The 22,038-nt window shown below is 59.4% G+C and carries 21 protein-coding genes; 13 read left to right on the forward strand and 8 right to left on the reverse strand.

What is annotated here, in order from left to right:
- Nucleotides 1-5 precede the first annotated feature (5 nt).
- Entirely contained in the window at nucleotides 6-938 is a 933-nt protein-coding gene (tus, locus tag CWM61_RS05155) for a DNA replication terminus site-binding protein (RefSeq protein ID WP_074385978.1), read from the forward strand.
- Here the strand turns inward: tus and fumC are convergent.
- Both fumC and fumA read right to left on the reverse strand, forming a co-directional pair.
- Complete coding sequence (gene fumC / locus CWM61_RS05160) at nucleotides 928-2,328, reverse strand: class II fumarate hydratase (RefSeq protein WP_100630834.1); 1,401 nt, start codon at nucleotides 2,326-2,328, stop codon at nucleotides 928-930. The two genes, tus and fumC, sit on opposite strands and share 11 nt — an antisense overlap.
- Before the next feature lie 337 nt (nucleotides 2,329-2,665).
- Nucleotides 2,666-4,312, reverse strand: a complete 1,647-nt coding sequence (fumA, locus tag CWM61_RS05165; protein ID WP_023340069.1) for a class I fumarate hydratase FumA — start codon at nucleotides 4,310-4,312, stop codon at nucleotides 2,666-2,668.
- A gap of 201 nt (nucleotides 4,313-4,513) precedes the next feature.
- On the opposite strand from fumA, the gene manA reads away from it, so the two are divergent.
- Entirely contained in the window at nucleotides 4,514-5,692 is a 1,179-nt protein-coding gene (gene manA, locus CWM61_RS05170; protein WP_100630835.1) for a mannose-6-phosphate isomerase, read from the forward strand.
- A gap of 87 nt (nucleotides 5,693-5,779) precedes the next feature.
- Nucleotides 5,780-7,360: a YdgA family protein gene (locus CWM61_RS05175; RefSeq protein WP_074385982.1), complete on the forward strand. Its 1,581-nt coding sequence runs from the start codon at nucleotides 5,780-5,782 to the stop codon at nucleotides 7,358-7,360.
- 39 nt (nucleotides 7,361-7,399) lie between these two features.
- Here CWM61_RS05175 and CWM61_RS05180 read toward each other — a convergent pair whose 3' ends face one another.
- Nucleotides 7,400-8,428 carry a Mal regulon transcriptional regulator MalI gene (locus tag CWM61_RS05180; protein ID WP_008805079.1) on the reverse strand — a complete coding sequence of 343 codons (1,029 nt, stop codon included), beginning with the start codon at nucleotides 8,426-8,428 and terminating at the stop codon, nucleotides 7,400-7,402.
- A 173-nt stretch (nucleotides 8,429-8,601) separates the two neighbouring features.
- On the opposite strand from CWM61_RS05180, the gene malX reads away from it, so the two are divergent.
- Both malX and CWM61_RS05190 read left to right on the forward strand, forming a co-directional pair.
- Nucleotides 8,602-10,194: a maltose/glucose-specific PTS transporter subunit IIBC gene (gene malX / locus CWM61_RS05185; RefSeq protein ID WP_012541901.1), complete on the forward strand. Its 1,593-nt coding sequence runs from the start codon at nucleotides 8,602-8,604 to the stop codon at nucleotides 10,192-10,194.
- 52 nt (nucleotides 10,195-10,246) lie between these two features.
- Nucleotides 10,247-11,419 (forward strand): MalY/PatB family protein, encoded by a 1,173-nt coding sequence (locus CWM61_RS05190; protein WP_100630836.1) that lies wholly within the window; start codon nucleotides 10,247-10,249, stop codon nucleotides 11,417-11,419.
- A gap of 13 nt (nucleotides 11,420-11,432) precedes the next feature.
- Here CWM61_RS05190 and CWM61_RS05195 read toward each other — a convergent pair whose 3' ends face one another.
- Nucleotides 11,433-12,461: a CorA family divalent cation transporter gene (locus CWM61_RS05195; RefSeq protein WP_008805082.1), complete on the reverse strand. Its 1,029-nt coding sequence runs from the start codon at nucleotides 12,459-12,461 to the stop codon at nucleotides 11,433-11,435.
- A gap of 299 nt (nucleotides 12,462-12,760) precedes the next feature.
- Between CWM61_RS05195 and ydfZ the strand changes: the two genes are divergently transcribed.
- Nucleotides 12,761-12,964: a putative selenium delivery protein YdfZ gene (ydfZ, locus tag CWM61_RS05205; RefSeq protein WP_061154751.1), complete on the forward strand. Its 204-nt coding sequence runs from the start codon at nucleotides 12,761-12,763 to the stop codon at nucleotides 12,962-12,964.
- Between the two features lie 69 nt (nucleotides 12,965-13,033).
- Here ydfZ and CWM61_RS05210 read toward each other — a convergent pair whose 3' ends face one another.
- The gene (locus tag CWM61_RS05210) at nucleotides 13,034-13,513 is read right to left on the reverse strand and encodes a hypothetical protein (RefSeq protein ID WP_165784151.1); all 480 of its coding nucleotides are present in this window, start codon (nucleotides 13,511-13,513) and stop codon (nucleotides 13,034-13,036) included.
- A gap of 237 nt (nucleotides 13,514-13,750) precedes the next feature.
- Here CWM61_RS05210 and CWM61_RS05215 point away from each other — a divergent pair, with 237 nt between their 5' ends.
- From CWM61_RS05215 to CWM61_RS05230, 4 genes are all read left to right on the forward strand, one after another.
- The gene (locus CWM61_RS05215; RefSeq protein ID WP_100630838.1) at nucleotides 13,751-14,104 is read left to right on the forward strand and encodes a DUF1304 domain-containing protein; all 354 of its coding nucleotides are present in this window, start codon (nucleotides 13,751-13,753) and stop codon (nucleotides 14,102-14,104) included.
- Nucleotides 14,105-14,207: 103 nt separating this feature from the next.
- Entirely contained in the window at nucleotides 14,208-15,419 is a 1,212-nt protein-coding gene (yedE, locus tag CWM61_RS05220; protein WP_100630839.1) for a selenium metabolism membrane protein YedE/FdhT, read from the forward strand.
- Nucleotides 15,416-15,649: a sulfurtransferase-like selenium metabolism protein YedF gene (gene yedF / locus CWM61_RS05225; protein ID WP_002903233.1), complete on the forward strand. Its 234-nt coding sequence runs from the start codon at nucleotides 15,416-15,418 to the stop codon at nucleotides 15,647-15,649. The genes yedE and yedF overlap by 4 nt, the downstream gene beginning before the upstream one ends.
- Before the next feature lie 260 nt (nucleotides 15,650-15,909).
- The gene (locus CWM61_RS05230) at nucleotides 15,910-16,302 is read left to right on the forward strand and encodes a DUF1398 domain-containing protein (protein WP_016160930.1); all 393 of its coding nucleotides are present in this window, start codon (nucleotides 15,910-15,912) and stop codon (nucleotides 16,300-16,302) included.
- Nucleotides 16,303-16,341: 39 nt separating this feature from the next.
- Here CWM61_RS05230 and CWM61_RS05235 read toward each other — a convergent pair whose 3' ends face one another.
- Nucleotides 16,342-16,500: a YqaE/Pmp3 family membrane protein gene (locus CWM61_RS05235; protein WP_002903230.1), complete on the reverse strand. Its 159-nt coding sequence runs from the start codon at nucleotides 16,498-16,500 to the stop codon at nucleotides 16,342-16,344.
- Between the two features lie 282 nt (nucleotides 16,501-16,782).
- Here CWM61_RS05235 and gap point away from each other — a divergent pair, with 282 nt between their 5' ends.
- Nucleotides 16,783-17,781, forward strand: coding sequence for a type I glyceraldehyde-3-phosphate dehydrogenase (gene gap / locus CWM61_RS05240; RefSeq protein WP_061154755.1), 999 nt, complete (start codon nucleotides 16,783-16,785; stop codon nucleotides 17,779-17,781).
- Nucleotides 17,782-17,828: 47 nt separating this feature from the next.
- Here gap and aldA read toward each other — a convergent pair whose 3' ends face one another.
- Entirely contained in the window at nucleotides 17,829-19,268 is a 1,440-nt protein-coding gene (aldA, locus tag CWM61_RS05245; RefSeq protein WP_100630840.1) for an aldehyde dehydrogenase, read from the reverse strand.
- Between aldA and CWM61_RS29065 the strand changes: the two genes are divergently transcribed.
- Nucleotides 19,267-19,404 carry a hypothetical protein gene (locus CWM61_RS29065; protein ID WP_165784132.1) on the forward strand — a complete coding sequence of 46 codons (138 nt, stop codon included), beginning with the start codon at nucleotides 19,267-19,269 and terminating at the stop codon, nucleotides 19,402-19,404. The genes aldA and CWM61_RS29065 overlap by 2 nt on opposite strands.
- A 61-nt stretch (nucleotides 19,405-19,465) precedes the next feature.
- Here CWM61_RS29065 and CWM61_RS05250 read toward each other — a convergent pair whose 3' ends face one another.
- Entirely contained in the window at nucleotides 19,466-20,266 is an 801-nt protein-coding gene (locus CWM61_RS05250) for a YdcF family protein (protein ID WP_100630841.1), read from the reverse strand.
- A gap of 381 nt (nucleotides 20,267-20,647) precedes the next feature.
- Between CWM61_RS05250 and CWM61_RS05260 the strand changes: the two genes are divergently transcribed.
- Nucleotides 20,648-21,973 carry an MFS transporter gene (locus tag CWM61_RS05260; protein WP_100630843.1) on the forward strand — a complete coding sequence of 442 codons (1,326 nt, stop codon included), beginning with the start codon at nucleotides 20,648-20,650 and terminating at the stop codon, nucleotides 21,971-21,973.
- Nucleotides 21,974-22,038: the final 65 nt, after the last annotated feature.

Below are 22,038 nucleotides of genomic sequence, written 5' to 3' on the forward strand. Positions count from 1 at the left end.
AATCGATGGCTCGCTACGACCTTGTTGAACGTCTGAATGATACCTTTCGTCAGATCGAGCTGGAGCTGCAGACGCTCCAGCAGGCGCTAAGCAGCTGCCGGCTGCTGGCGGCCCGGGTATTTGAACTGCCGGCGGTCAGTAAGGATGCCGAGCACGATCCGCTGGCCAACATTCCGGTGGTGCAACACATCGGCAAGGCGGCGCTGACCCTCGCCCTACGCCATTACAGCCATCTGTTTATCCAGCAGCAGTCGGAAACCCGCAGCAGCAAAGCCGCCGTTCGTCTGCCGGGGGCTATCTGCCTGCAGGTCACCGCCGTGGAGCAGCAGGATCTGCTGGCGCGCATTCAGCATATTAACGCCCTGAAGGCTACCTTCGAGAAAATCGTCACCGTCGATTCTGGCCTGCCCCCCACTGCCCGTTTTGAATGGGTGCATCGCCACCTGCCGGGCTTGATCACCCTCAGCGCCTACCGCACGCTGACGCCCCTCGTCGACCCGAGCACCATCCGCTTCGGCTGGGCCAATAAACACGTGATCAAGAACCTGACCCGCGACCAGGTACTGATGATGCTGGAGAAAAGCCTGCAATCGCCGCGGGCGGTGCCGCCGTGGACCCGTGAGCAGTGGCAGAGCAAGCTTGAGAGGGAGTATCAGGACATCGCCGCCCTGCCGCAGCGGGCGCGGCTGAAAATCAAACGGCCGGTGAAAGTGCAGCCGATTGCCCGCGTCTGGTACGCCAGCGAGCAGAAACAGGTGCAGTATGCCTGCCCCAGCCCGCTGATCGCGCTGATAACCGGTAGCCAGGGGGTCAGCGTCCCGGATATCGGCGAATTGCTGAACTATGACGCCGACAATGTCCAGTACCGCTACAAACCGGAGGCGCAGTCGCTGAGATTACTTATCCCGCGCCTGCACCTCTGGCTGGCTAACGAGTAGCCAGGCTGCCGACCATCTCTTCCGGGCGCACCCAGCTGTCGAATTCGGCTTCCGTCAGGTAGCCCAGCGCCAGCGCCGAGGCTTTGAGGGTAAGCCCCTCATGGTGCGCTTTTTTAGCGATTTCCGCCGCCTTGTCGTAGCCGATATGGGTATTCAGCGCGGTTACCAGCATCAGCGACTCATTGAGCAGCTGGCTGATCCGCTCGCGATTCGGTTCAATACCCACCGCACAGTGCTCATTAAAGCTCTCCATACCGTCCGCCAGCAGACGCACCGACTGCAGGACGTTGTGAATGACCATCGGACGATAGACGTTAAGCTCAAAGTTACCCGAGGCGCCGCCGATATTTACCGCCACGTCATTGCCCATCACCTGGCAGCAGACCATGGTCAACGCTTCGCACTGGGTTGGGTTAACCTTGCCGGGCATGATTGAAGAACCCGGCTCATTCTCCGGGATGGCGATTTCGCCAATGCCGCAGCGGGGGCCGGAGGCCAGCCAGCGGACATCGTTAGCGATCTTCATCAGCGACGCCGCCAGGCCTTTCAGCGCGCCGTGGGCATGGACCAGGGCATCCACAGTAGCCAGCGCTTCGAATTTGTTCGGCGCGGTGACAAATGGCTGTCCGCTGAGCGACGCCAGCTCGGCCGCCACCCGCACGGCATACTCCGGATGGGTATTCAGCCCGGTTCCTACCGCCGTCCCGCCCAGCGCCAGCTCGGCAAGATGCGGCTGACTGGCTTCGATGTGCTTCAGGCTATGGTCCAGCATCGCCACCCAGCCGGAGATCTCCTGGCCTAACGTGAGCGGCGTGGCGTCCTGCAGATGAGTGCGGCCGATCTTGACGATATCCCTGAAGGCCAGCGCTTTTTCGTTGAGTGTCGCCCGCAGCGCCTGCAGCGACGGGATCACTTTTTCCCGCAGGGCAATCAGCGCCGCGACGTGCATGGCGGTGGGGAACACGTCATTTGAGCTCTGGCTCTTATTCACATCGTCATTGGGATGAATTTTTCGCGCCATCCCCCGTTCACCGCCCAGCAGTTCACTGGCGCGGTTGGCCAGCACCTCGTTCATATTCATATTGCTTTGGGTGCCGGAGCCGGTCTGCCAGATAGCCAGCGGGAACTCCTGCGAGTGCTTTCCGGCCAGGACTTCGTCAGCGGCAGCGACGATCGCCCCGGCTTTCTCCGCCGTCAGCAACCCGAGATCCTGATTAACCTTCGCCGCCGCCCGCTTGGTCAGCGCCAGGGCGTATATCAGCTCCCCGGGCATTTTTTCGGTCGAGATGCGGAAATGCTCCAGCGAGCGCTGGGTCTGGGCGCCCCAGAGTTTATCGGCCGGGACGTCGATGGCGCCCATCGAGTCTTTTTCACTGCGATGCGTTGTCATTACTTTCTCCTTGGATTCAAAGTGCGTCATAGCGACAAAGCTCACCTGCTTAAAAGACTAAGTATTGGCCAGATTTATAAGTTGTTTTGGTGGTTCGTGCCGCGAAGCGACATAAAAAAGCCGCCCCGAAGGGCGGCCCAGACCGCTGACAAAATGCAATCGTCGGGATTGCCCGGCGGCGCTGCGCTTGCGCGGACCTACAGAGAACTGCATAACTGTTCGATATTGCTGTTTTCGTAGGCCGGGTAAGGCGAAAGCTGCCACCCGGCAGAAAGGCGATCACAATAACGAAAACCGGTTTGTCATCGGCCAGAGCCGCCCCGAAGGGCGGCCTGGGTTACTTCACGCAGCGGGCGCACTGCGACGTCTGGATCTGCTGGAAGAAGTCATTGCCTTTATCATCGACGAGGATAAACGCCGGGAAATCTTCCACTTCAATTTTCCAGATAGCCTCCATACCCAGCTCCGGATACGCCACGCACTCGAGGCTGCGGATGCTCTGCTGGGCCAGCACCGCCGCAGGGCCGCCGATACTGCCGAGGTAGAAGCCGCCGTGTTTGTGGCACGCATCGGTCACCTGCTGGCTGCGGTTGCCTTTCGCCAGCATGATTTTGCTCGCGCCGTGCGACTGCAGCAGATCGACGTAAGAATCCATGCGGCCTGCGGTGGTCGGCCCCAGAGAGCCGGAGGCGTAACCGTCCGGCGTCTTGGCCGGGCCCGCGTAGTAGATCGGGTGATCTTTGACGTACTGCGGCAGTGCTTCACCGCTGTCGATCAGCTCCTTCAGCTTGGCGTGGGCGATATCGCGGGCCACGATAATAGTGCCGCTCAGCGACAGGCGGGTGGACACCGGGTACTGCGACAGCAGCGCCAGGATCTCGCTCATCGGCTGGTTAAGATTCACCTTCACCGCTTCGCCTTCGCCGGCCTGGCGCAGATGCTCAGGGATATATTTCCCCGGATTGCTCTCCAGCTTCTCGATCCAGATGCCGTCGCGGTTGATTTTGGCTTTGATGTTGCGGTCGGCGGAACAGGAGACGCCCATCCCTACCGGGCAGGAAGCCCCGTGACGCGGCAGACGGATCACCCGGATATCGTGGGCGAAGTATTTCCCGCCGAACTGCGCGCCGAGGCCGAGGTTCTGCGCTTCCAGCAGCAGCTCTTGCTCCAGTTGCACATCGCGGAACGCCTGACCATGTTCGTTACCTTCGGTCGGCAGGCCATCGTAGTATTTGGTGGAGGCCAGCTTCACGGTCTTCAGCGTCGCTTCCGCCGAAGTTCCGCCAATCACAAAGGCGATATGGTACGGCGGACAAGCGGCCGTACCGAGGGTGCGCATCTTCTCAACCAGATAGTTTTTCAGCTTCGCCGGGGTGATCAGCGCTTTGGTTTCCTGGTACAGATAGGTTTTGTTCGCCGAACCGCCGCCCTTGGCGATGCAGAGGAATTTATACTCATCGCCATCGGTAGCATAGAGATCGATCTGCGCCGGCAGGTTAGTACCGGTGTTAACCTCTTTATACATATCCAGCGGCGCGTTCTGCGAGTAGCGCAGGTTGTCCTGGATATAGGTGTTGTACACACCCTGCGCCAGCGCGGCTTCATCGCCGCCGCCGGTCCACACGCGCTGGCCTTTTTTACCCATGATGATCGCGGTGCCGGTGTCCTGGCAGGTGGGCAGAATGCCTTTGGCGGCGATATCCGAGTTGCGCAGGAACTGCAGCGCCACGTATTTGTCGTTTTCGCTGGCTTCCGGGTCGTTAAGGATATCCGCCACCTGCTGCTGATGCGCCGGGCGAAGCATAAAGGAAGCGTCGTGGAAAGCATGCTGCGCCAGAAGGGTCAGCGCCTGAGGGTCGACTTTTAGCACTTCCTGGCCGGCAAATTCGGCGACGGAGACGTAATCACTGCTGAGGAGATAATACTCGGTGTCATCCTTTTTGAGGGGAAAAGGATCCTGGTAAACAAACGGTTTATTCGACATTGTACTCTCACTTACTGCTTTGGCTGATTATGTTTCAGGCAGGGACTCCATGTGCCTGTAGAAAAGCGAGTCGATCAATCTTACACAATTTTTTAACAAAAACTGAGACAGGGACGACTTTTTCTTTCAGCAGTTGCTTCTCCACGGTTTGCTGGTTTAATAGAGCAATAATTTTTACTTTGATTGATACAGGGAATGAGAATGCAAAAGCTGATCAACGCCGTACAGAACTACGCATGGGGAAGCCACACCGCTTTAACTGAACTGTATGGCATTGCCAACCCGGACAACCTGCCGATGGCAGAGCTGTGGATGGGGGCGCATCCGAAGAGCAGCTCGCAGATCCTGGCGGCCGACGGCCAGCCGCGTTCGCTGCGCGAGGTGATTGACGCGGATAAAACCGCCCTGCTCGGCGACAAGGTTGCCGCCCGCTTTGGTGAGCTGCCGTTCCTGTTTAAAGTGCTGTGCGCCGCTCAGCCGCTCTCTATTCAGGTACATCCCAACAAGCAGGCCTCGGAAGAAGGTTTCGCCCGCGAGAACGCCGCCGGCATCCCGCTCTCCGCCGCCGAGCGTAACTATAAAGATCCAAACCACAAGCCGGAGCTGGTTTTTGCCCTGACGCCGTTCCTGGCGATGAATGCGTTTCGCGAGTTCAGCGAGATTGTCACCCTGCTGCAGCCGGTGGCAAGCGCGCATCCGGCGATTGGCGCCTTCCTGCAGCAGCCGGACGCGGCTCACCTGAGCCAGCTGTTTGCCAGCCTGCTCAATATGCAGGGTGAGGAAAAAGCCAAGGCGCTGCAGGTACTGCGCGACCTACTGGCCCGTGAACAGGGCGAACCGTGGCAGACTATCCGCCTGATCGCGGAATTCTATCCGGACGACAGCGGCCTCTTCTCGCCGCTGCTGCTGAACGTGGTGAAGCTGAACCCTGGCGAAGCCATGTTCCTGTTCGCCGAAACGCCGCATGCCTATCTGCAGGGGGTGGCGCTGGAGGTGATGGCCAACTCGGATAACGTACTGCGCGCCGGTCTGACGCCGAAATACATTGATATTCCTGAGCTGGTCGCTAACGTCAAGTTCGAAGCCAAACCGGCGGGTGAGCTGTTGACCCAGCCGCAGCAGCACGGCGCAGAGCTGGACTTCCCGATCCCGGTGGAAGATTTTGCCTTCTCGCTGCACGACCTCTCCGCCGAGGCCAGCGATCTGGCTCAGGCAAGCGCGGCGATTATTTTCTGCGTCGACGGCGAGGCCGTACTGCACAAAGGTGACCAGAGCCTAACGCTCAAGCCGGGCGAGTCAGCTTTCGTGGCCGCCAACGAATCACCGGTGCAGGTCAGCGGCCGCGGCCGCGTGGCGCGCGTGTTTAATAAGCTCCAGTAAGTGACTGACCTTTCAGGTCGCGCTTACTGAATGATGACAACTCAGCCAGGCGGTCTCTCCGCCTGGCTTCATTTATGGACAAATGCTATGAAAAAATCGCTGGTCGCAGCAGGCATCATCGTGGCGCTGGGCGTGGTATGGACAGGCGGCGCCTGGTACACCGGCAAACAGCTGGAAGGCAGGATCGCCGATATGGTGCAGCAGGCTAACGCGCAGCTACGCAGCAGCGCGCCGGAATCAGGGCTGGAGCTGAGCTATCAGGATTACCGGCGCGGGCTGTTCAGCAGCCATCTGCAGCTGGTGGTGAAGCCGATCGCCGGACAGGCCAACAGCTGGCTGGCCGCCGGACAGAGCGTGGTGCTTGACGAGGTGGTCGATCATGGCCCCTTCCCGCTGGCCTCATTAAAAACCTTTAATCTGGCGCCGGCGATGGCCTCGGTCCACACCACGCTGGTGAAAAATGACGCCAGCCAGGCGCTGTTCGAGATCGCCAAAGGCAACACTCCCTTTACCGTCGATACACGCATCGCCTACCGCGGCGACAGCCAGTCGGCGATCGTGCTCAATGCCCTCGACTATGCCAAAGGTGATGAGAAAGTCACCTTCAGCGGCGGTCAGTTCCAGCTCGACGCCGACCGCGACGGCAAAAACATCAGCCTGAAGGGCCAGGCCGGCAGCGGGCAGATCGATGCGCTCAACGAATATAATCAGAAGGTGCAGCTGCGCTTCGTCAATCTGACCACCGACGGCGCCACCGAGCTGGCCAGCTTCAACGAACGTATCGGCCAGCAAAAAATGACCCTCGATAAACTGGCCATCAGCGTCGAAGGCAAAGAGCTGGCGCTGGTTGACGGGATGGCGCTGGACGGCGGCTCGACGCTGACCCAGGACGGTAAAGGCGTGAACAGCCAGGTGAACTACACCGTCAACAGCCTCAAGCTGCAGGGGCAGGATATGGGCAGCGGCAAACTGACGCTGAAAGTGGATAATGTCGACGGTCAGGCGTGGCACCAGTTCAGTCAGCAGTACAGCGCACAGTCTCAGGCGCTGCTGGCAAAACCGGAGCTGGCGCAAAACCCGGAACTGTACCAGCAGGCGTTAACCGAAGCCCTGTTCAATGCGCTGCCGATCCTGCTTAAAGGCAATCCGTCGGTGACCCTCTCTCCGCTGAGCTGGCGCAATGCCAAAGGGGAAAGTACCCTGAATCTGTCGGTTCTGCTGAAGGATCCGGCCCAGGTGACCACCCCACCGCAGACCCTGGCGGACAGCCTGGATCGCGTGGTGCAGTCGCTTGACGGCAAGGTGGTGATCCCGGTGGATATGGCGACGGAGTTAATGACTAAGATCGCCGGTCTGGAAGGTTACCAGCCAGCCGATGCGGCCAAGCTCGCCGATCAGCAGGTCAAAGGCCTGGCGGCGATGGGCCAGATGTTCCGCATCACCACCATGGAAGATAACGCCATCAGCAGCAGCCTGCAGTACGCTAACGGCCAGGTGACGCTGAACGGGCAGAAAATGCCGCTGGAGGATTTTGCCGCGATGTTTGGTCTGGAAGCGCCTGCTCAACCGGACGCGGCGCCGCAGGAAGGCCAGCCGCAACAGGATGACGCCGCTCCGCAGCAAGATGACGCCGCTCCTCAGCAGGACGACGCCGCCCCGCAGCCGTAACTTATCGGCTCAGGAGACGGCCATCGCGCGCCGTCTCCCTCATTTCCGTGTCACCAGCCGCGGCGGCATAATCTGGTTGCGCGCCTCGCCGGTGCCTTCCTCAAGCCGTCGCAGCATCGACTCTGCCAGGGTTTTCCCCATCTCGCGCGCCGGGGTCGTTACCCAGGTGAGCGGCAGGTCATCCAGTGCCGCCTCCGGCACGTCGGCGAAGGCCGCCAGCGCCACCCGCTGTTCGAAATAGCTCTCGACGCCATCCTCTCCGCTCTGCCTTCCGGCCCGCAGTAAACCAAACCACGCGCCGGTCGCCACCACGTTGTTGTAGCACAGCACCGCGGTGATGGTCGGATTCTGGCGCAACAGCCCCGCCATCGCCTCCGCCGCCTGCTTCTGGCTCGACTCGCACTCCAGCACCCATTCGCTGTGAAACGGCAGACCGTATTTCAGCAAGGTGGCGCAATAGCCGCCGACCCGCTCGGCGCGCGTCAGCGAAGAACTCTGCCCACCAAGCCAGGCGATCCGCTGATGGCCGCGGCGGATAAGATGCTCGGTCACCAGCTGCGCCGCCTGCATGTTGTCCGGGCGGATCAGGTCGACATCGTCAAGGTAGCTGGCGCGGGAAGCAAACACCAGCGGCACGCCAGCCTGCGCGGCCCGCTCGCGCAGTTCGCTCCCGCGATCGATCGACCCGGCGATGATCACCCCGTCGACCCCCTGCGCCGCGAGGGTATCAAACCGCTGGTCTATCTTCTCGCCGCTGCGCCCGCCCTGGGTGAGGAACACCATTTTCCCCTGCCTTTCCAGGGCGTCGGTGAGGCCGGCGGTTAATTCGGCGTAAAACGGCTTTGACAGATCGCTAACGATAAGGCCAATCACCCCGCTCTGCCCGCCACGCAGCGAGGCGGCCTGGCGGTTGCGCACAAATCCCAGCTGTTCGATGGCCTGATTAACCCGCTCGCCAGTGGCGCTGGAGATGCGCCCTTTACCGCTCAGCACCAGCGAGACGGTGCTCACGGAGACCCCGGCGGCCTGCGCCACATCATTGATGGTGATCTTTTTTGCGATAGCCATAACGCGCTGGCTGACTCCCTTGCCTGTCGATAAAACGTTTTATCATTGTGCGATCTTTATAAACCTTATTATCGCTTGATTATGTGATTTTTATCGCACTAAAAAGTGGTAAAACGTTTTATCTTGCCGTGGCGTTAGTTCTTCCCGACCACTTGAGAATCAGGAACCGTGTTATGACGGCGAAAACAGCACCAAAAATCACTTTATGGGAGTTTTTCCAGCAGCTCGGAAAAACCTTTATGCTGCCCGTAGCGTTGCTCTCGTTTTGTGGGATCATGCTGGGGATTGGCAGTTCGTTAAGCAGTCACGATGTTTTGACGCTGTTGCCGTGGCTGGATATGCCGCTGCTGCAGGCCATCTTTATCTGGATGAGCAAAGTCGGCTCCTTTGCTTTCAGCTTCCTGCCGGTCATGTTCTGTATCGCCATCCCACTGGGGCTGGCGCGGGAGAACAAAGGCGTCGCCGCCTTCGCCGGCTTTGTCGGCTACGCGGTCATGAACCTGGCGGTCAACTTCTGGCTGACGGCGAAAGGCATTCTGCCCACCACCGACGCCGCGATCCTGAAGGCCAACAATATCCAGAACATCATCGGTATTCCGTCGATCGATACCGGGATCCTCGGCGCGGTTATCGCCGGGATTATCGTCTGGCTGCTGCATGAACGCTTCCATAACATTCGCCTGCCGGACGCCCTGGCCTTCTTCGGCGGCACCCGCTTCGTGCCGATCATCACCACCGTGGTGCTGGGTCTGGTCGGGCTGGCAATCCCGCTGGTGTGGCCAGTCTTCGCCATGGGGATCAACGCCCTCGGGAAGATGATCAACAGCGCCGGGGATTTTGGCCCGATGATCTTCGGCACCGGCGAGCGACTGCTGCTCCCGTTTGGCCTGCACCACATTCTGGTGGCGCTGATCCGCTTCACTGAAGCCGGCGGTACCCTCGACGTCTGCGGCCACAGCGTCAGCGGCGCGCTGACCATCTTCCAGGCGCAACTGAGCTGCCCGACCACCCACGGCTTCTCCGAAAGCGCCACCCGCTTCCTGTCGCAGGGTAAAATGCCGGCTTTCCTCGGCGGCCTGCCGGGAGCCGCGCTGGCGATGTACCACTGCGCCCGTCCGGAAAACCGGCATAAAATTAAAGGCCTGCTGATCTCCGGGGTCATCGCCTGCGTGGTCGGCGGCACCACCGAGCCGCTGGAGTTCCTGTTCCTGTTCGTCGCGCCGGTGCTGTATGTCATCCACGCGCTGCTGACCGGTCTCGGCTTTACCATCATGGCGGTGCTCGGGGTCACCATCGGCAACACCGACGGCAATATCATCGACTTCGTGGTGTTTGGCATCCTGCATGGCCTGGCGACCAAGTGGTATCTGGTGCCGGTGGTGGCGGCTATCTGGTTCGCGGTCTACTATGCCATCTTCCGCTTCGCCATTACCCGCTTCAATCTGAAAACGCCGGGCCGCGATATCGACACCGCCGCCAGCGTGGAGAAAGCCGTCGCCGGTACCATCGGCAAATCCGGCTATAACGTGCCGGCGATTCTGGCGGCGCTCGGCGGTGCCGAGAACATTGTTTCGCTGGATAACTGCATTACTCGTCTGCGTCTGTCGGTACACGATATGAGCAAAGTGGACGCCGCCGCGCTGAAAGCCCATCGCGCCATCGGGGTGGTTCAGCTCAATCAGCATAACCTGCAGGTGGTTATTGGCCCGCAGGTGCAGTCAGTAAAAGATGAAATGGCCGTATTGATGAATACTGTTCAGGCCTGACCCTACTGGTCCCCCTTCCGCGCGGAGGGGGACATTCGCTAAGGAAGTTCCGATGTTTGATTTTGCCACCCCCATCGACCGCCACGGTACCTGGTGCACACAGTGGGACTATGTCGCCGACCGGTTTGGCGCCGCCGACCTGCTGCCGTTCACCATCTCCGATATGGATTTCGCCACTGCGCCCTGCATTCTCGACGCCGTCAGCCAGCGGCTGGCCCACGGTGTGTTCGGCTACAGCCGCTGGCAGAACGAGGCGTTTCTCGGGGCGATTGCCCACTGGTACGCCAGCCGATTTAACAGCGTCATCGATCCGCAAACGGTGGTCTACGGGCCGTCGGTTATCTACATGGTGGCGGAAACCATCCGCCAGTGGTCAAGCGAAGGCGACGGCGTCGTCGTCCATACTCCCGCCTACGATGCGTTCTATAAGACCATCACCGCTAACCGCCGGGAGATTGCCCCGGTGCCATTGACCCTGACGGATAACCAGTGGCACTGCGATATGGCCCGCCTGGAAGCCGTGCTGGCGGAACCGAAGAATACCCTGCTGCTGCTGTGCAGCCCGCATAACCCCACGGGGAAAGTCTGGCGTCGCGAGGAGCTGGAGACCATGGCGGCCCTGTGTCAAAAACATGGCGTCAGGGTGATTAGCGACGAAATTCATATGGACATGACCTGGGGCGAACACTGCCATATCCCGTGGAGCGAGGTCGCTCAGGGACCGTGGGCGCTGTTCACCTCCGGTTCAAAGAGCTTTAATATTCCGGCCTTTACCGGGGCCTATGGCTTTATCCCCGAGGCGAACGCGCGCGACAGCTACCTGCAGGCGCTGAAGGCCCGCGACGGGCTCTCTTCTCCCTCAGTGCCAGCGCTGGTCGCCCATATCGCCGCCTATCGCGACGGGGCTCCCTGGCTCGACGCCTTGCGTGACTATCTGCAGGCGAATATGCGCTATGTCGCCGACACGCTTAATAATGCCTTCCCCGCACTCTGCTGGCAGCCGCCGGAGGCCACCTACCTGGCGTGGATCGACCTGCGCCCCCTAAACATCGACGACCATGCGCTACAGCAGGCGCTGATCGCCGAACAGAAGGTGGCGATTATGCCGGGTTATACCTATGGTCCTGAGGGCAACGGCTTTCTGCGCCTCAACGTCGGCTGCCCGCGCGAGAAGCTGGAACGCGGTGTCGAAGGACTGATTGCCGCCCTGCGTAGCCTCAGCTGATTCGACGCGCAATCTACAGGTCATCGCGCCGGCGGAATGCCAGGTAGCCGGCGCCGAGGGTAAAGATGGCGACTATCACCACCAGCAGGATAAACCCGTGGTGGTTACTCGCCAGCGGGATCCCACCGACGTTCATGCCGAAGAAACCGGCGACGATGTTAATCGGCAGCGCGAGGACCGTGATCACCGTCAGGGTGTAGAGGGTGCGGTTGCTCTGCTCCAGCTGGCGGGCGCCAATCTCCTCCTGCAGCAGACTAATGCGCTCGATCAGGCCGGACAGGTCATTGAGCACCACGCTAAACTCTTCGGTGAACTGACGAAACGCCTGCACCACTGCACGATCCATCCACGCCGGCGGCCGGTTAAGCAGACGGAACATCGCTGCCGGCTCCGGCGCCAGCAGCCGCTGAAAGCGTAAAAGCATCCGCCGCAGCCGCGCCAGATCGGCCCGGTTGCGCTGCACATGATTGCTCAGGAGACGCTCTTCGATAAGGTCGACATGGCGGCTGGCCTGGCGGACGACCTGCTCCAGCACCTCCTCCTGCTCCTCCAGCAGAAAAGCCAGCAGCTCGGTAGAGGTATTCACCCTGAGCGTCTGCAGACGCGGCAGCATCCATTCGATAAACCGCAACGGTTTGAAGCGCGCCGTCACCACCAGCTTAGGGCTACAGTAGAGCCACAGCGTGGCGGTTTCCGCGCTGGTATCCTGCGGCCGAAACAGCACATCGTTGAGCACAGCGAACAGATTCTCCCCCTGTCGCTCGATGCGGGTGGTGTGCGAACCGCTGCGGATCTCCTCGAAGAAAAAGTCCGCCACCGGAAAGTGGCTGGTTAACCATTTCTCGGCGGTGGCATGATTGAGATTCAGGTGTAACCAGATAAACGCCTTGTCATCGGCGAGCGCCTGATAGCGGGCGCACACCTCGCCAGAGGCAATGGGCTGCGGGGGGCGCTGTTCATGAAACAGATAACCATGCACCAGACCGGAAACTTCACTATCAAAATCGGGCTTTAACATCTTCGCGGTGACGTCTTGACTCATGGCTCCCTCAGGACACGCACTGGCACTGTTGATGCCCGAATAGCGCCATCTTTCGCTATTTTCCGCGGGCTGGCAAGGTTAATAATCTGGTCATAAAACAGTAACCTGAATGACATATTGCCGTCAGTGTCGCGCGCCACGCAGGCGATGCGATCGGTGCGAATGGAGGAGGCTTCTGGCCCTTTTCGCTCCAGGGTTATTAAAATAAATTTGATTATCCTCAAAACTTTTTTAGGCAAAAAAGCGTATTAATTAAGCCGCTTAATCATTGCTTACACTGGTTTATTGAGGAGGAGACCATGAAAACCTATGACCGTAATCGTAACGCTATTGCTACCGGCAGCAGGGTAATGATCGCCGGTAACGGCACGACAGGCGTGATTAAAGCTATCCATGGTGAAGGGAAAACCGCCGAGCAGCTTCGCCGGGCGGACTGCGTTGAAATCGACGGCTGCGAGGGCCGCTTTTGCCCGTTAGATCTGATCCGTCTCGGCTTCCATTAATTCCTGCCGCCAGGTCATCAGTATCAGGCCACCTGAGGTGGCCTGCTCTTTTCCCGACTAATAAAGCGTCTAGCGAAAGCTCCACTGAATACTCATCACAAAGATCGCCGGCACAATAATGCCGCCTTCCACACCGAAATAATCGGTGAAGTTATATTGCAGACCATGATAGATGTAGGGCGAAAAACCGACGCCGGTCATTTTTTTGGCGGTGCGGTAGGTGCCGGAATCCCCACAGTGGCTGAAGGCATCAAAGAAAAATTCCCCGGTATAGGCATACACCCCTTTCAGCACCCAGCCGGTATCGTTTTTCAGCCAGTCGCGGCGCACGCCGAGGGTCAGGCAGCGATCGTCAAAGCTGTTTTTCATCGTTCCGACCAGCACGCTGTATTTTGAATCCTGAGAAAACTTGCGCTCCACCGAGAAAAAGTTGTTATTGAAATGTTCGTTATATTGTCCGTGGTTACCGGTCATATGATAAACATAGGAGCCGGTATTCATCGAATAGAGGTTTAATTCCCCGGCCTGCGCCGACGGCATGGCAACCATCAGTAGCCCTGATAACAAAATCCATAATTTATTTAACATTCAGTAACCTACACCACACCCGAAAAAAAGAACCCGGCATACTAGCACCGCTAAGCTAAACCAAAGGGCAATCGGATAAACCGACGCTGGTCGCGGCAGAAAACATGACCCTATCTGCACTATAGCAGCGACGCTCCCGCTTCGTTAGCGCTTGCAGCTATACTGCAGACACATTCCTCTTATTGATTAAGGACCGCTGTGTTAACCACTTTCCTCGTTGCGCTGGTCGCTATTATTCATCTCGCCATCCTGGTGCTGGAGATATTTTTCTGGGAGGCCCCCGCCGGGCGCCGGGCCTTTAACCTCAGCGCCGATTTCGCCCGGGAGACCCGGGTGCTGGCGGCCAACCAGGGATTGTATAACGGTTTTCTGGCCGCCGGCCTGGCGTGGGGGCTGTGGCTGGGGGCGCCGGGGGTGCAGGTGGTTATCTTTTTCCTGGCCTGCGTGCTGGCCGCCGGGATTTTCGGCGCGCTGACCGCCAGCCGCAAAATTCTTTATATTCAGGCGCTGCCCGCACTGCTGGCGCTGCTTGCCATGCTGGCGCAAGCGTAGGGGCTTGATCCAAAACAGAGAAAGCAGGCGCTGAGGCGGGTATTATTTGCCCCTTTCGGTCGGTCATCGACCTTTAATACCTTCTGAGTTCAGAGGCATTTTTATGACATGGCAATCCTTCAAACAGGCCTGGCTTATCCGGTTCTGGTCCCCTGTCCCGGCGGTCATCGCCGCGGGCATCCTCTCCACCTACTATTTTGGCATCACCGGCACCTTCTGGGCGGTGACCGGCGAATTCACCCGCTGGGGCGGTCAGCTGCTGCAGTTGCTGGGCGTCCACAGCGAACAGTGGGGCTATTACCAGCTGATTCATCTCGAAGGGACGCCGCTGACCCGCATCGATGGTAGGATGATCATCGGCATGTTCGGCGGCTGCCTGGCCGCCGCGCTGTGGGCCAATAACGTCAAACTGCGCTTTCCACGCAGCCGGATCCGCATTGTGCAGGCCGTGGCAGGCGGCATCATCGCCGGGTTCGGCGCGCGGCTGGCGATGGGCTGTAACCTGGCGGCCTTTTTCACCGGCATTCCGCAGTTCTCCCTGCACGCCTGGCTGTTTGCCATCGCCACCGCCATCGGCTCCTGGTTTGGCGCCCGCTTCACGCTGCTGCCCCTTTTTCGCATCCCGGTAAAAATGCAAAAGGTGTCCGCCGCCTCGCCGTTAACCCAAAAACCGCAGCAGGCGCGTCGCCGTTTCCGGCTGGGCATGGTGGTCTTTTTCGCTATGATCGGCTGGGGCCTGCTCACCGCCGCAGACCACCCGGCGCTCGGCCTGGCGATGCTGTTCGGCATCGGCTTCGGTCTGCTTATCGAGCGCGCGCAGATCTGCTTTACCTCCGCCTTTCGCGATATGTGGATCACCGGCCGGACGGTGATGGCAAAGGCGATTATCTTCGGCATGGCGGCGAGCGCCATCGGTATCTTCAGCTATGTGCAATTGGGGATGGCGCCCAAAATTATGTGGGCCGGTCCCAACGCGGCGATTGGCGGGCTGCTGTTTGGCTTTGGCATCGTGCTGGCCGGCGGCTGTGAAACCGGCTGGATGTACCGGGCGGTGGAGGGCCAGGTTCACTACTGGTGGGTTGGGCTGGGCAATGTCATTGGCTCAACGCTGCTCGCCTGGTGCTGGGACGATATCGCCGCTCCGCTCGCCACCCACTGGCAGAAAATCAACCTGCTGAACGCCTTCGGCCCCTTCGGCGGGCTGCTGGCGACCTATCTGCTGCTGCTGATCGCCCTGCTGCTGGTGATCGCCTGGGAAAGACATTTTTTCCGCCGCCAGTCGACGGCGGTCCGGACCGTGAAGGAGAGCGCATGAAAAACATCATCCCTGATTATCGCCTGGATATGGTCGGCGAACCCTGTCCCTATCCGGCCGTGGCCACGCTGGAGGCAATGCCCTCCCTGCAAAAAGGCGAGATCCTGGAAGTGGTCAGCGACTGTCCGCAGTCGATCAATAACATTCCACTCGATGCCAGGAACCATGGCTATACGGTGCTGGATATTCAGCAGGATGGCCCAACCATTCGCTATCTGATCCAGAAATAGCCGCGGCTCATGGCCCCGCCGGCGACGATCATCGCCGGCGATAATTTCGCCCCTTCCCGTCTTATCACACCCTCTGCCTGCCTCGAGGATCCCCTGCGAACCTTTGCAATAGCTTGTAACACTTGAAACGGTGTTCCAGTTACATAATAACCATTAATATAACGCGCCTATATTATTAAAATACGAATAAGTAAACGTGTGAATGGTTTATGCCGACAGACGCCGAAACCATGCGCAGCAACAACACAACAAGGATTGAAATGGAACTGCTGGCAAGGCTGGGTCACTTTTTCGAACAGGTTCGCGCGGATGCCGATTTTACCACCTTCGCCAGTGAACTCCGCCGGCATCAGGTCTCCTACTACATCTATTTTGTCTCCACCGGCAATATGAATTTCGTGATGGCAAACGACGAGGTGATTTCGATAAAAAGCGCCCGCGGCCTGCTACGCGTGCGCAGCGCCCCCAGCCATCGGCTGACCTCGGCCGCGGTCATCCGCCATTTTGCCGGCGCCATCAACTTTGAACAGTACTGCAAGGATCTCGCCAGCGCCGGCGTGTTTAAGTGGATCGTTGATCTGGAAGAGGAGACCCGGCACTACTGGTCGAAGGATAATACGCTGCTGTATAAAGAGAACCTGATGCCCCCCTGAGCGGGTCACAGGGGGGAGACGTGGTTATCTGCTCGGCCCTCAGTCGCGGGTCTGTACCCAGAAGGCGTGGATCAGGCCAGGAATATAGCCCAGCAGGGTCAGAATAATGTTGAGAATAAACGCCCAGCCGAAGCCTTTACCCAGCAATACGCCCAGCGGCGGCAGAATGATAGTGAAAACGATTCTCCAGAATCCCATAACCTCTCCCTTCGTCTAACGTCAATATTTTACTAAGCTATTCAATAGTTAAGCATAGCCACTTTTCACCGCTTCGCCAGCAGGCGGCAACCTCATCTCCGGTAACAAAAATTATTCCCTGCTGTCAGCGCTAAAAAAGGCCGGGAAAACATTCACTTTTTCCCTCTCCGGGCCGGAAGCGCTGGCATACCGCACAGATTGTCAGTTGACCAATCAGGGGGACAGGACTAAGCCTGGAGGAGTTTTATCACATCGAGTCGTTTTACCAACCGGAGAATGTCCATGAGTAAACTTGGGATTAATGGATTTGGTCGTATCGGACGTTTGGTGTTACGCCGTTTATTAGAAGTCGACAGCAGCCTGGAAGTGGTGGCTATCAACGACCTCACCTCGCCAAAGGTGCTGGCCTACCTGTTAAAGCATGATTCAAACTACGGCCCCTTCCCGTGGAGCGTCGACTTTACGGAAGATGCGCTGATCGTCAACGGCAAAACCATTACGGTGTATGCCGAAAAAGAGGCGCAGCATATTCCGTGGCAGGCGGCAGGCGCCGAGGTGATTGTGGAGTGTACCGGGTTCTACACCTCGGCAGAGAAATCGCAAGCCCATCTCCAGGCCGGCGCGCGCAAAGTGCTGATTTCCGCCCCCGCTGGCGAGATGAAAACCATCGTCTACAACGTCAACGATGACACCCTGACCCCGGAAGATACCATCATCTCCGTGGCCTCCTGCACCACCAACTGCCTGGCGCCGATGGCCAAAGTACTCCAGGATGCCTTCGGCATCACCGTGGGCACCATGACCACCATCCATGCTTATACCGGCACCCAGTCGCTGGTGGACGGGCCGCGCGGCAAAGATCTGCGCGCCTCCAGAGCGGCGGCAGAAAACGTTATCCCGCACACCACTGGCGCAGCAAAAGCCATTGGTCTGGTGATCCCCGCCCTGAGCGGTAAACTGAAGGGCCATGCCCAGCGCGTACCGACCAAAACCGGCTCGGTGACGGAACTGGTGTCGGTGCTGGAGAAAAAGGTCAGCGTTGAGGAAATCAATCAGGCGATGAAGCAGGCGGCCGAGGGCAATGAATCTTTCGGCTACACCGAAGAAGAGATTGTCTCATCGGATATTATCGGCAGCCATTTCGGCTCGATCTACGATGCCACTCAGCTGGAGATTGTGGAAGCCGGCGGCGTACAGCTGGTGAAAACCGTCGCCTGGTACGATAACGAATACGGCTTCGTCACCCAGCTGATCCGCGTGCTGGAGAAATTTGCCCGCTAAGCGAACGGCGGGCAGCCTGAGCTGTCCGCCGTTCTGTGTTGAGTGCCTCAGGCCTGCAGATAGACCACCTGGGTCTGCAGGTACTCATTCAACCCGTGGCGGCCATCAGCGCCGCCGATCCCCGATTTGCGCCAGCCGGCGTGGAAACCCTGCATCGCCTCAAAGTTTTCCCGGTTGATATAGGTTTCGCCGAACTTCAGTCCCTTAATCGCCTTCATCGCCACGTTCAGATCGCGGGTATAGATCGAGGAGGTCAGGCCATAGTCGCTGTCATTGGCCATCGCCAGCGCCTCATCGAGGGTCGAAAACGCGACCACCGGCAGCACCGGCCCGAAGGTTTCCTCGTGGATAATGTCCATCTCCTGACGCACATCCAGCAGCAGGGTCGGCGGATAAAAATAGCCTTTGCCCTCCAGCGGCTGGCCGCCCAGCGCCACCCGTGCCCCCTGCGCCACCGCCTTCGCCACTTTGCCCGCCACCTGATCCCGCGCCGCGGCGTTGATCAGCGGCCCCATCGCGATGTCATCGCGCGCCGCCGGGTCGCCAAACTGCACGGCCTTCATCGCCTCGCCGAGGCGGTTGACGAAGCGGTCGTAAATGCCCTGCTGAACATAGACCCGCTCGACGCAGTTACACACCTGTCCGGTGTTAATCACCCGTGAGTCCACTACCGCTTTCACCGCCAGCTCCAGATCCGCATCGTCCATCACAATGGCAGGCGCTTTGCCGCCGAGCTCGAGGCACACTTTGGTGATATTTTTCGCCGCAGCGGCCATGATTTTCTCTCCTGCCGCCACGCTACCGGTCATGCTGACCATCGCCACCTTCGGATTGCCGGCCAGCTCCTGACCAACGGTTTCCCCGCGGCCGAGCACCAGGTTAAAGACCCCTTTCGGCAACCCTACCTGATGGACAATCTCGGCAAAGGCGATGGCATTATTGGGCGTAAATTCGCTGGGCTTAATGACGATGGTATTCCCGGTGATCAGCGCCGGCGCCAGCTTGCGGGCGATAAGAAAGAACGGGAAGTTCCACGGCAGGATCCCGGTGGTCACCCCCAGCGCGCGTTTAAAGACGAGGATACTCTCTCCCGGGTGATCGCTCTGCACGATCTCGCCTTCGTAACGGCGCGCCCATTCCGCCATATAGTCGAGATAGTCCGCGGTGAATGCGACTTCCACCGCCGCCAGCTGCTGGATCTTGCCGCCTTCAGCCACGATCAGCCCGGCAATCTCTTCAGCACGCTGGCGGATACCCGCGGCAATCTTGCGCAGCCAGCCCGCGCGCTCAATGGCCGGCAGTGCTTCCCAGGCGGGCTGGGCGCGCTCAGCCGCGTCAATCGCCAGCCGCGCCTCTTCAGCAGTCCCGTCCGGGATCCGCGACAGCAGCGCTTCGGTCGTCGGGTTAAGCACGTCGATCCAGCCGTCGCCGCGACCGGAAACGAACTGGCCATCAATATACATTTGGTGTTGAACGGGTGCTGTCATGGCTGCTCCTGTAGTGCGTTTGTATTTAACAAGTAATTTTTTTGTTAAATATCGGGCGGATAAGCCGTGGCTTCGCAGCACGTTGGCGCAGTTCTGTGAGCTGATTCATAAAACCGGGCCAAAAATGCCCGATTGAGGTTACATTTCAATAACACAAACTGCCCGTTTGCGACAAATTTGCCGCAAACGGGCAGTTTTTAGCCGAGGGTGCGGGCCTGCAGCGCCCCGGCAAGCTGGGCGTCCTCCCGCAGCTGTCGCCAGGCATCGAGGACCTCAGGCGGGAAGGTGACGTGGCTAATGAAGTCTTTCCCGCGCGGACCGTATCCTTCAGGCGTATCCTGCAGGCGCGGCAGCTCGCCCAGCAGCAGCGCCAGGTAGCGAGTGACCGGCCACAGCCCCGCCCCGCCGCCCGCGAACCTCAGCTGGCCATCGGTCTGCTCCAGCACCGGCGAGCAGCCGGGAAAGCTCAGCCACTGTGGCGGCGTCGTCGCCCCCTGCCAGACGCGGGCGAAGGTAGCCATGGTTCGCCGCTGCATGGTGGGGTCCTGAATGACGATCCCGCGACGATGCAGGATCCCCCGGCTCTCCAGCGTTGTACGGGTAAAACGGGCGTTCTCGCCGCAGTTGGTCGACTGGTCCTCCACGACCAGCCGCGAGCGCGGAATGTGCCAGTAGTCATGAGCAATATCGGCCAGAATATGCGCTTCCGGACGCCCCTCCACCGGCAACGTACGGTAGCGGCTGTCCTGACGCACCGCCTCGTAGAGAAAGCCCGTAGAATGCCCCACGCCGCCGCTGATCAGCAGCGGGACCTCCTGCGCCGCCGCCAGCCGGCAGGCGGCGTCGATGGTCGGGATCACGGCGTTGCCGGCCAGCACCACCACGTCCACCTGCGGCAGCGCGGGCAGCGTCGCCAGATCGTCCTGCGCCAGCCAGGCGCCGACCTGGTTAGCCGCCGCCAGCGTCGCCGCCGACAACGGGGGAAATTGTTCTGCCATTCTGTCTCCTTAATCCCCTCTCAGCCGATCGGAGAGGATGCATTCGCCATCATAAACGCCGCCTCGCGGGACGCAAAGCGGCGTCGATTTGTAACCATTTTGAAATAACAAGAAACATCTAAAAACAGGCGGGTTGCACCTGAACAACTCACTATGAAAATAACAAAAAACAGCAAAATCAGGTGGAAAATAAAAAATAGCGTCGCGGTTACACCACACCAAACCTCGCCATGTCGCCCAGTTTGCCAGCGATGAACTTGCCAATTGTAACCTTCAACCCTAATTTGCTTAACAATTACACAACCTTTTTCACACCAGGTTGCACCCTGCTTACACAGAGTGACACCTGACCTATTTACCGTGGCGGGAGAACGTTTCGTAATGAGCAATCCACAAGACAACACTGCATCCATTCTGCAGAAAAACAAGAAGGTCCTGATAGCGAGCCTGACAGGCAGCGCCATCGAATGGTTCGATTATTTTCTCTATGGCACCGCCGCCGCGCTGGTGTTCAACAAAATCTTCTTTCCGATGGTCGACCCGGTCATCGGCCTGATCCTCTCCTGGCTCTCCTTCTCGCTGACGTTTTTTATCCGCCCCATCGGCGGCGTCATTTTCGCTCATATCGGCGATCGCATCGGCCGCAAGAAGACGCTGGTGCTGACCCTGTCGCTGATGGGCAGCGCCACGGTGGCGATCGGCCTGCTTCCCACCTATGAGATGGTGGGCCTCTGGGCGCCCGCCCTGCTGATTACCCTGCGCATTATTCAGGGCATGGGTATCGGCGGTGAATGGGGCGGTGCGCTGCTGCTTGCCTACGAATACGCGCCGGAAAAGCGGAAAGGCTTTTTCGGCAGCATTCCCCAGGCCGGCGTGACCATCGGCATGCTGATGGCGACGTTTATCGTCTCGCTGATGACCCTGTTTGACGAGACACAGTTTCTCGCCTGGGGCTGGCGTATACCGTTCCTGCTCAGCTCCGTCCTCGTTTTTCTCGGCCTGTGGATCCGCAAAGATATCGACGAAACGCCCGCCTTTAAGCAGGTGAAAAAATCCGGCCAGGTGGCAAAGGCTCCGCTGCGCGAAACGCTCAAGCACCACTGGCGGGAAGTGCTGATTGCCGCCGGTCTGAAAGTGGTGGAGACCGCCCCATTCTATATCTTCTCCACCTTTGTGGTCAGCTATGCCACCACCACCCTGAGCTACCAGAAGTCGCAGGCGCTGGAATCCGTGACCCTGGGCGCGCTGGTGGCCACCGTGATGATCCCGCTGATGGGGCTGCTGTCAGACAAGGTGGGTCGGCAAAAAATGTACACCCTAAGCGTGGTGCTGCTGGGGCTGTTTATCGTCCCGTGGTTCCTGCTGCTCGACACCGGCACCAGCTGGGGCATCATGCTGGCGACGGTCGTGGCCTTCGGCATCCTGTGGGCGCCGGTAACTGCGGTACTCGGCACCTTGTGCTCTGAGATTTTCAGCGCCAATGTGCGCTATACCGGGATCACCCTCGGCTACCAGTTGGGTGCCGCGCTGGCCGGGGGCACCGCGCCGCTTATCGCCACCGGTCTGCTGGCGAAATATGACGGGGACTGGCGGCCGGTGGCCGTTTATCTGGGCGTTACGGTGGTGATTTCGCTGCTGGCAATTTTCTGCGCCAGCCGGATGAAGTCCGCGCCCGGTGCGGCCCCTTCCCGCGCGCAAAGCGTCTAACCGCCGCCCGCCCGGGCTACTACGGCGCCGAGTATCCCGCCCGGCGGCGCTACGCTTGCGCGGGC

It is taken from the genome of Klebsiella sp. K-Nf6 (assembly GCF_002806655.1).
Lineage (GTDB): Bacteria > Pseudomonadota > Gammaproteobacteria > Enterobacterales > Enterobacteriaceae > Klebsiella > Klebsiella variicola.

What these genes read in the sequence shown, in the direction of transcription:
- manA (WP_100630835.1), top strand. Translation starts at nt 4,514, where the DNA reads ATGCAAAAGCTGATCAACGCCGTACAGAACTACGCATGGGGAAGCCAC.
- ydfZ (WP_061154751.1), top strand. Translation starts at nt 12,761, where the DNA reads ATGAAAACCTATGACCGTAATCGTAACGCTATTGCTACCGGCAGCAGG.
- gap (WP_061154755.1), top strand. Translation starts at nt 16,783, where the DNA reads ATGAGTAAACTTGGGATTAATGGATTTGGTCGTATCGGACGTTTGGTG.
- malX (WP_012541901.1), top strand. Translation starts at nt 8,602, where the DNA reads ATGACGGCGAAAACAGCACCAAAAATCACTTTATGGGAGTTTTTCCAG.
- CWM61_RS05210 (WP_165784151.1), bottom strand. Translation starts at nt 13,513, where the DNA reads ATGGTTGCCATGCCGTCGGCGCAGGCCGGGGAATTAAACCTCTATTCG.
- tus (WP_074385978.1), top strand. Translation starts at nt 6, where the DNA reads ATGGCTCGCTACGACCTTGTTGAACGTCTGAATGATACCTTTCGTCAG.
- fumA (WP_023340069.1), bottom strand. Translation starts at nt 4,312, where the DNA reads ATGTCGAATAAACCGTTTGTTTACCAGGATCCTTTTCCCCTCAAAAAG.
- CWM61_RS05260 (WP_100630843.1), top strand. Translation starts at nt 20,648, where the DNA reads ATGAGCAATCCACAAGACAACACTGCATCCATTCTGCAGAAAAACAAG.
- CWM61_RS05175 (WP_074385982.1), top strand. Translation starts at nt 5,780, where the DNA reads ATGAAAAAATCGCTGGTCGCAGCAGGCATCATCGTGGCGCTGGGCGTG.
- CWM61_RS05195 (WP_008805082.1), bottom strand. Translation starts at nt 12,461, where the DNA reads ATGAGTCAAGACGTCACCGCGAAGATGTTAAAGCCCGATTTTGATAGT.
- CWM61_RS05230 (WP_016160930.1), top strand. Translation starts at nt 15,910, where the DNA reads ATGGAACTGCTGGCAAGGCTGGGTCACTTTTTCGAACAGGTTCGCGCG.
- CWM61_RS05180 (WP_008805079.1), bottom strand. Translation starts at nt 8,428, where the DNA reads ATGGCTATCGCAAAAAAGATCACCATCAATGATGTGGCGCAGGCCGCC.
- aldA (WP_100630840.1), bottom strand. Translation starts at nt 19,268, where the DNA reads ATGACAGCACCCGTTCAACACCAAATGTATATTGATGGCCAGTTCGTT.
- CWM61_RS05250 (WP_100630841.1), bottom strand. Translation starts at nt 20,266, where the DNA reads ATGGCAGAACAATTTCCCCCGTTGTCGGCGGCGACGCTGGCGGCGGCT.
- CWM61_RS05235 (WP_002903230.1), bottom strand. Translation starts at nt 16,500, where the DNA reads ATGGGATTCTGGAGAATCGTTTTCACTATCATTCTGCCGCCGCTGGGC.
- yedE (WP_100630839.1), top strand. Translation starts at nt 14,208, where the DNA reads ATGACATGGCAATCCTTCAAACAGGCCTGGCTTATCCGGTTCTGGTCC.
- CWM61_RS29065 (WP_165784132.1), top strand. Translation starts at nt 19,267, where the DNA reads ATGGCTGCTCCTGTAGTGCGTTTGTATTTAACAAGTAATTTTTTTGTT.
- fumC (WP_100630834.1), bottom strand. Translation starts at nt 2,328, where the DNA reads ATGACAACGCATCGCAGTGAAAAAGACTCGATGGGCGCCATCGACGTC.
- yedF (WP_002903233.1), top strand. Translation starts at nt 15,416, where the DNA reads ATGAAAAACATCATCCCTGATTATCGCCTGGATATGGTCGGCGAACCC.
- CWM61_RS05190 (WP_100630836.1), top strand. Translation starts at nt 10,247, where the DNA reads ATGTTTGATTTTGCCACCCCCATCGACCGCCACGGTACCTGGTGCACA.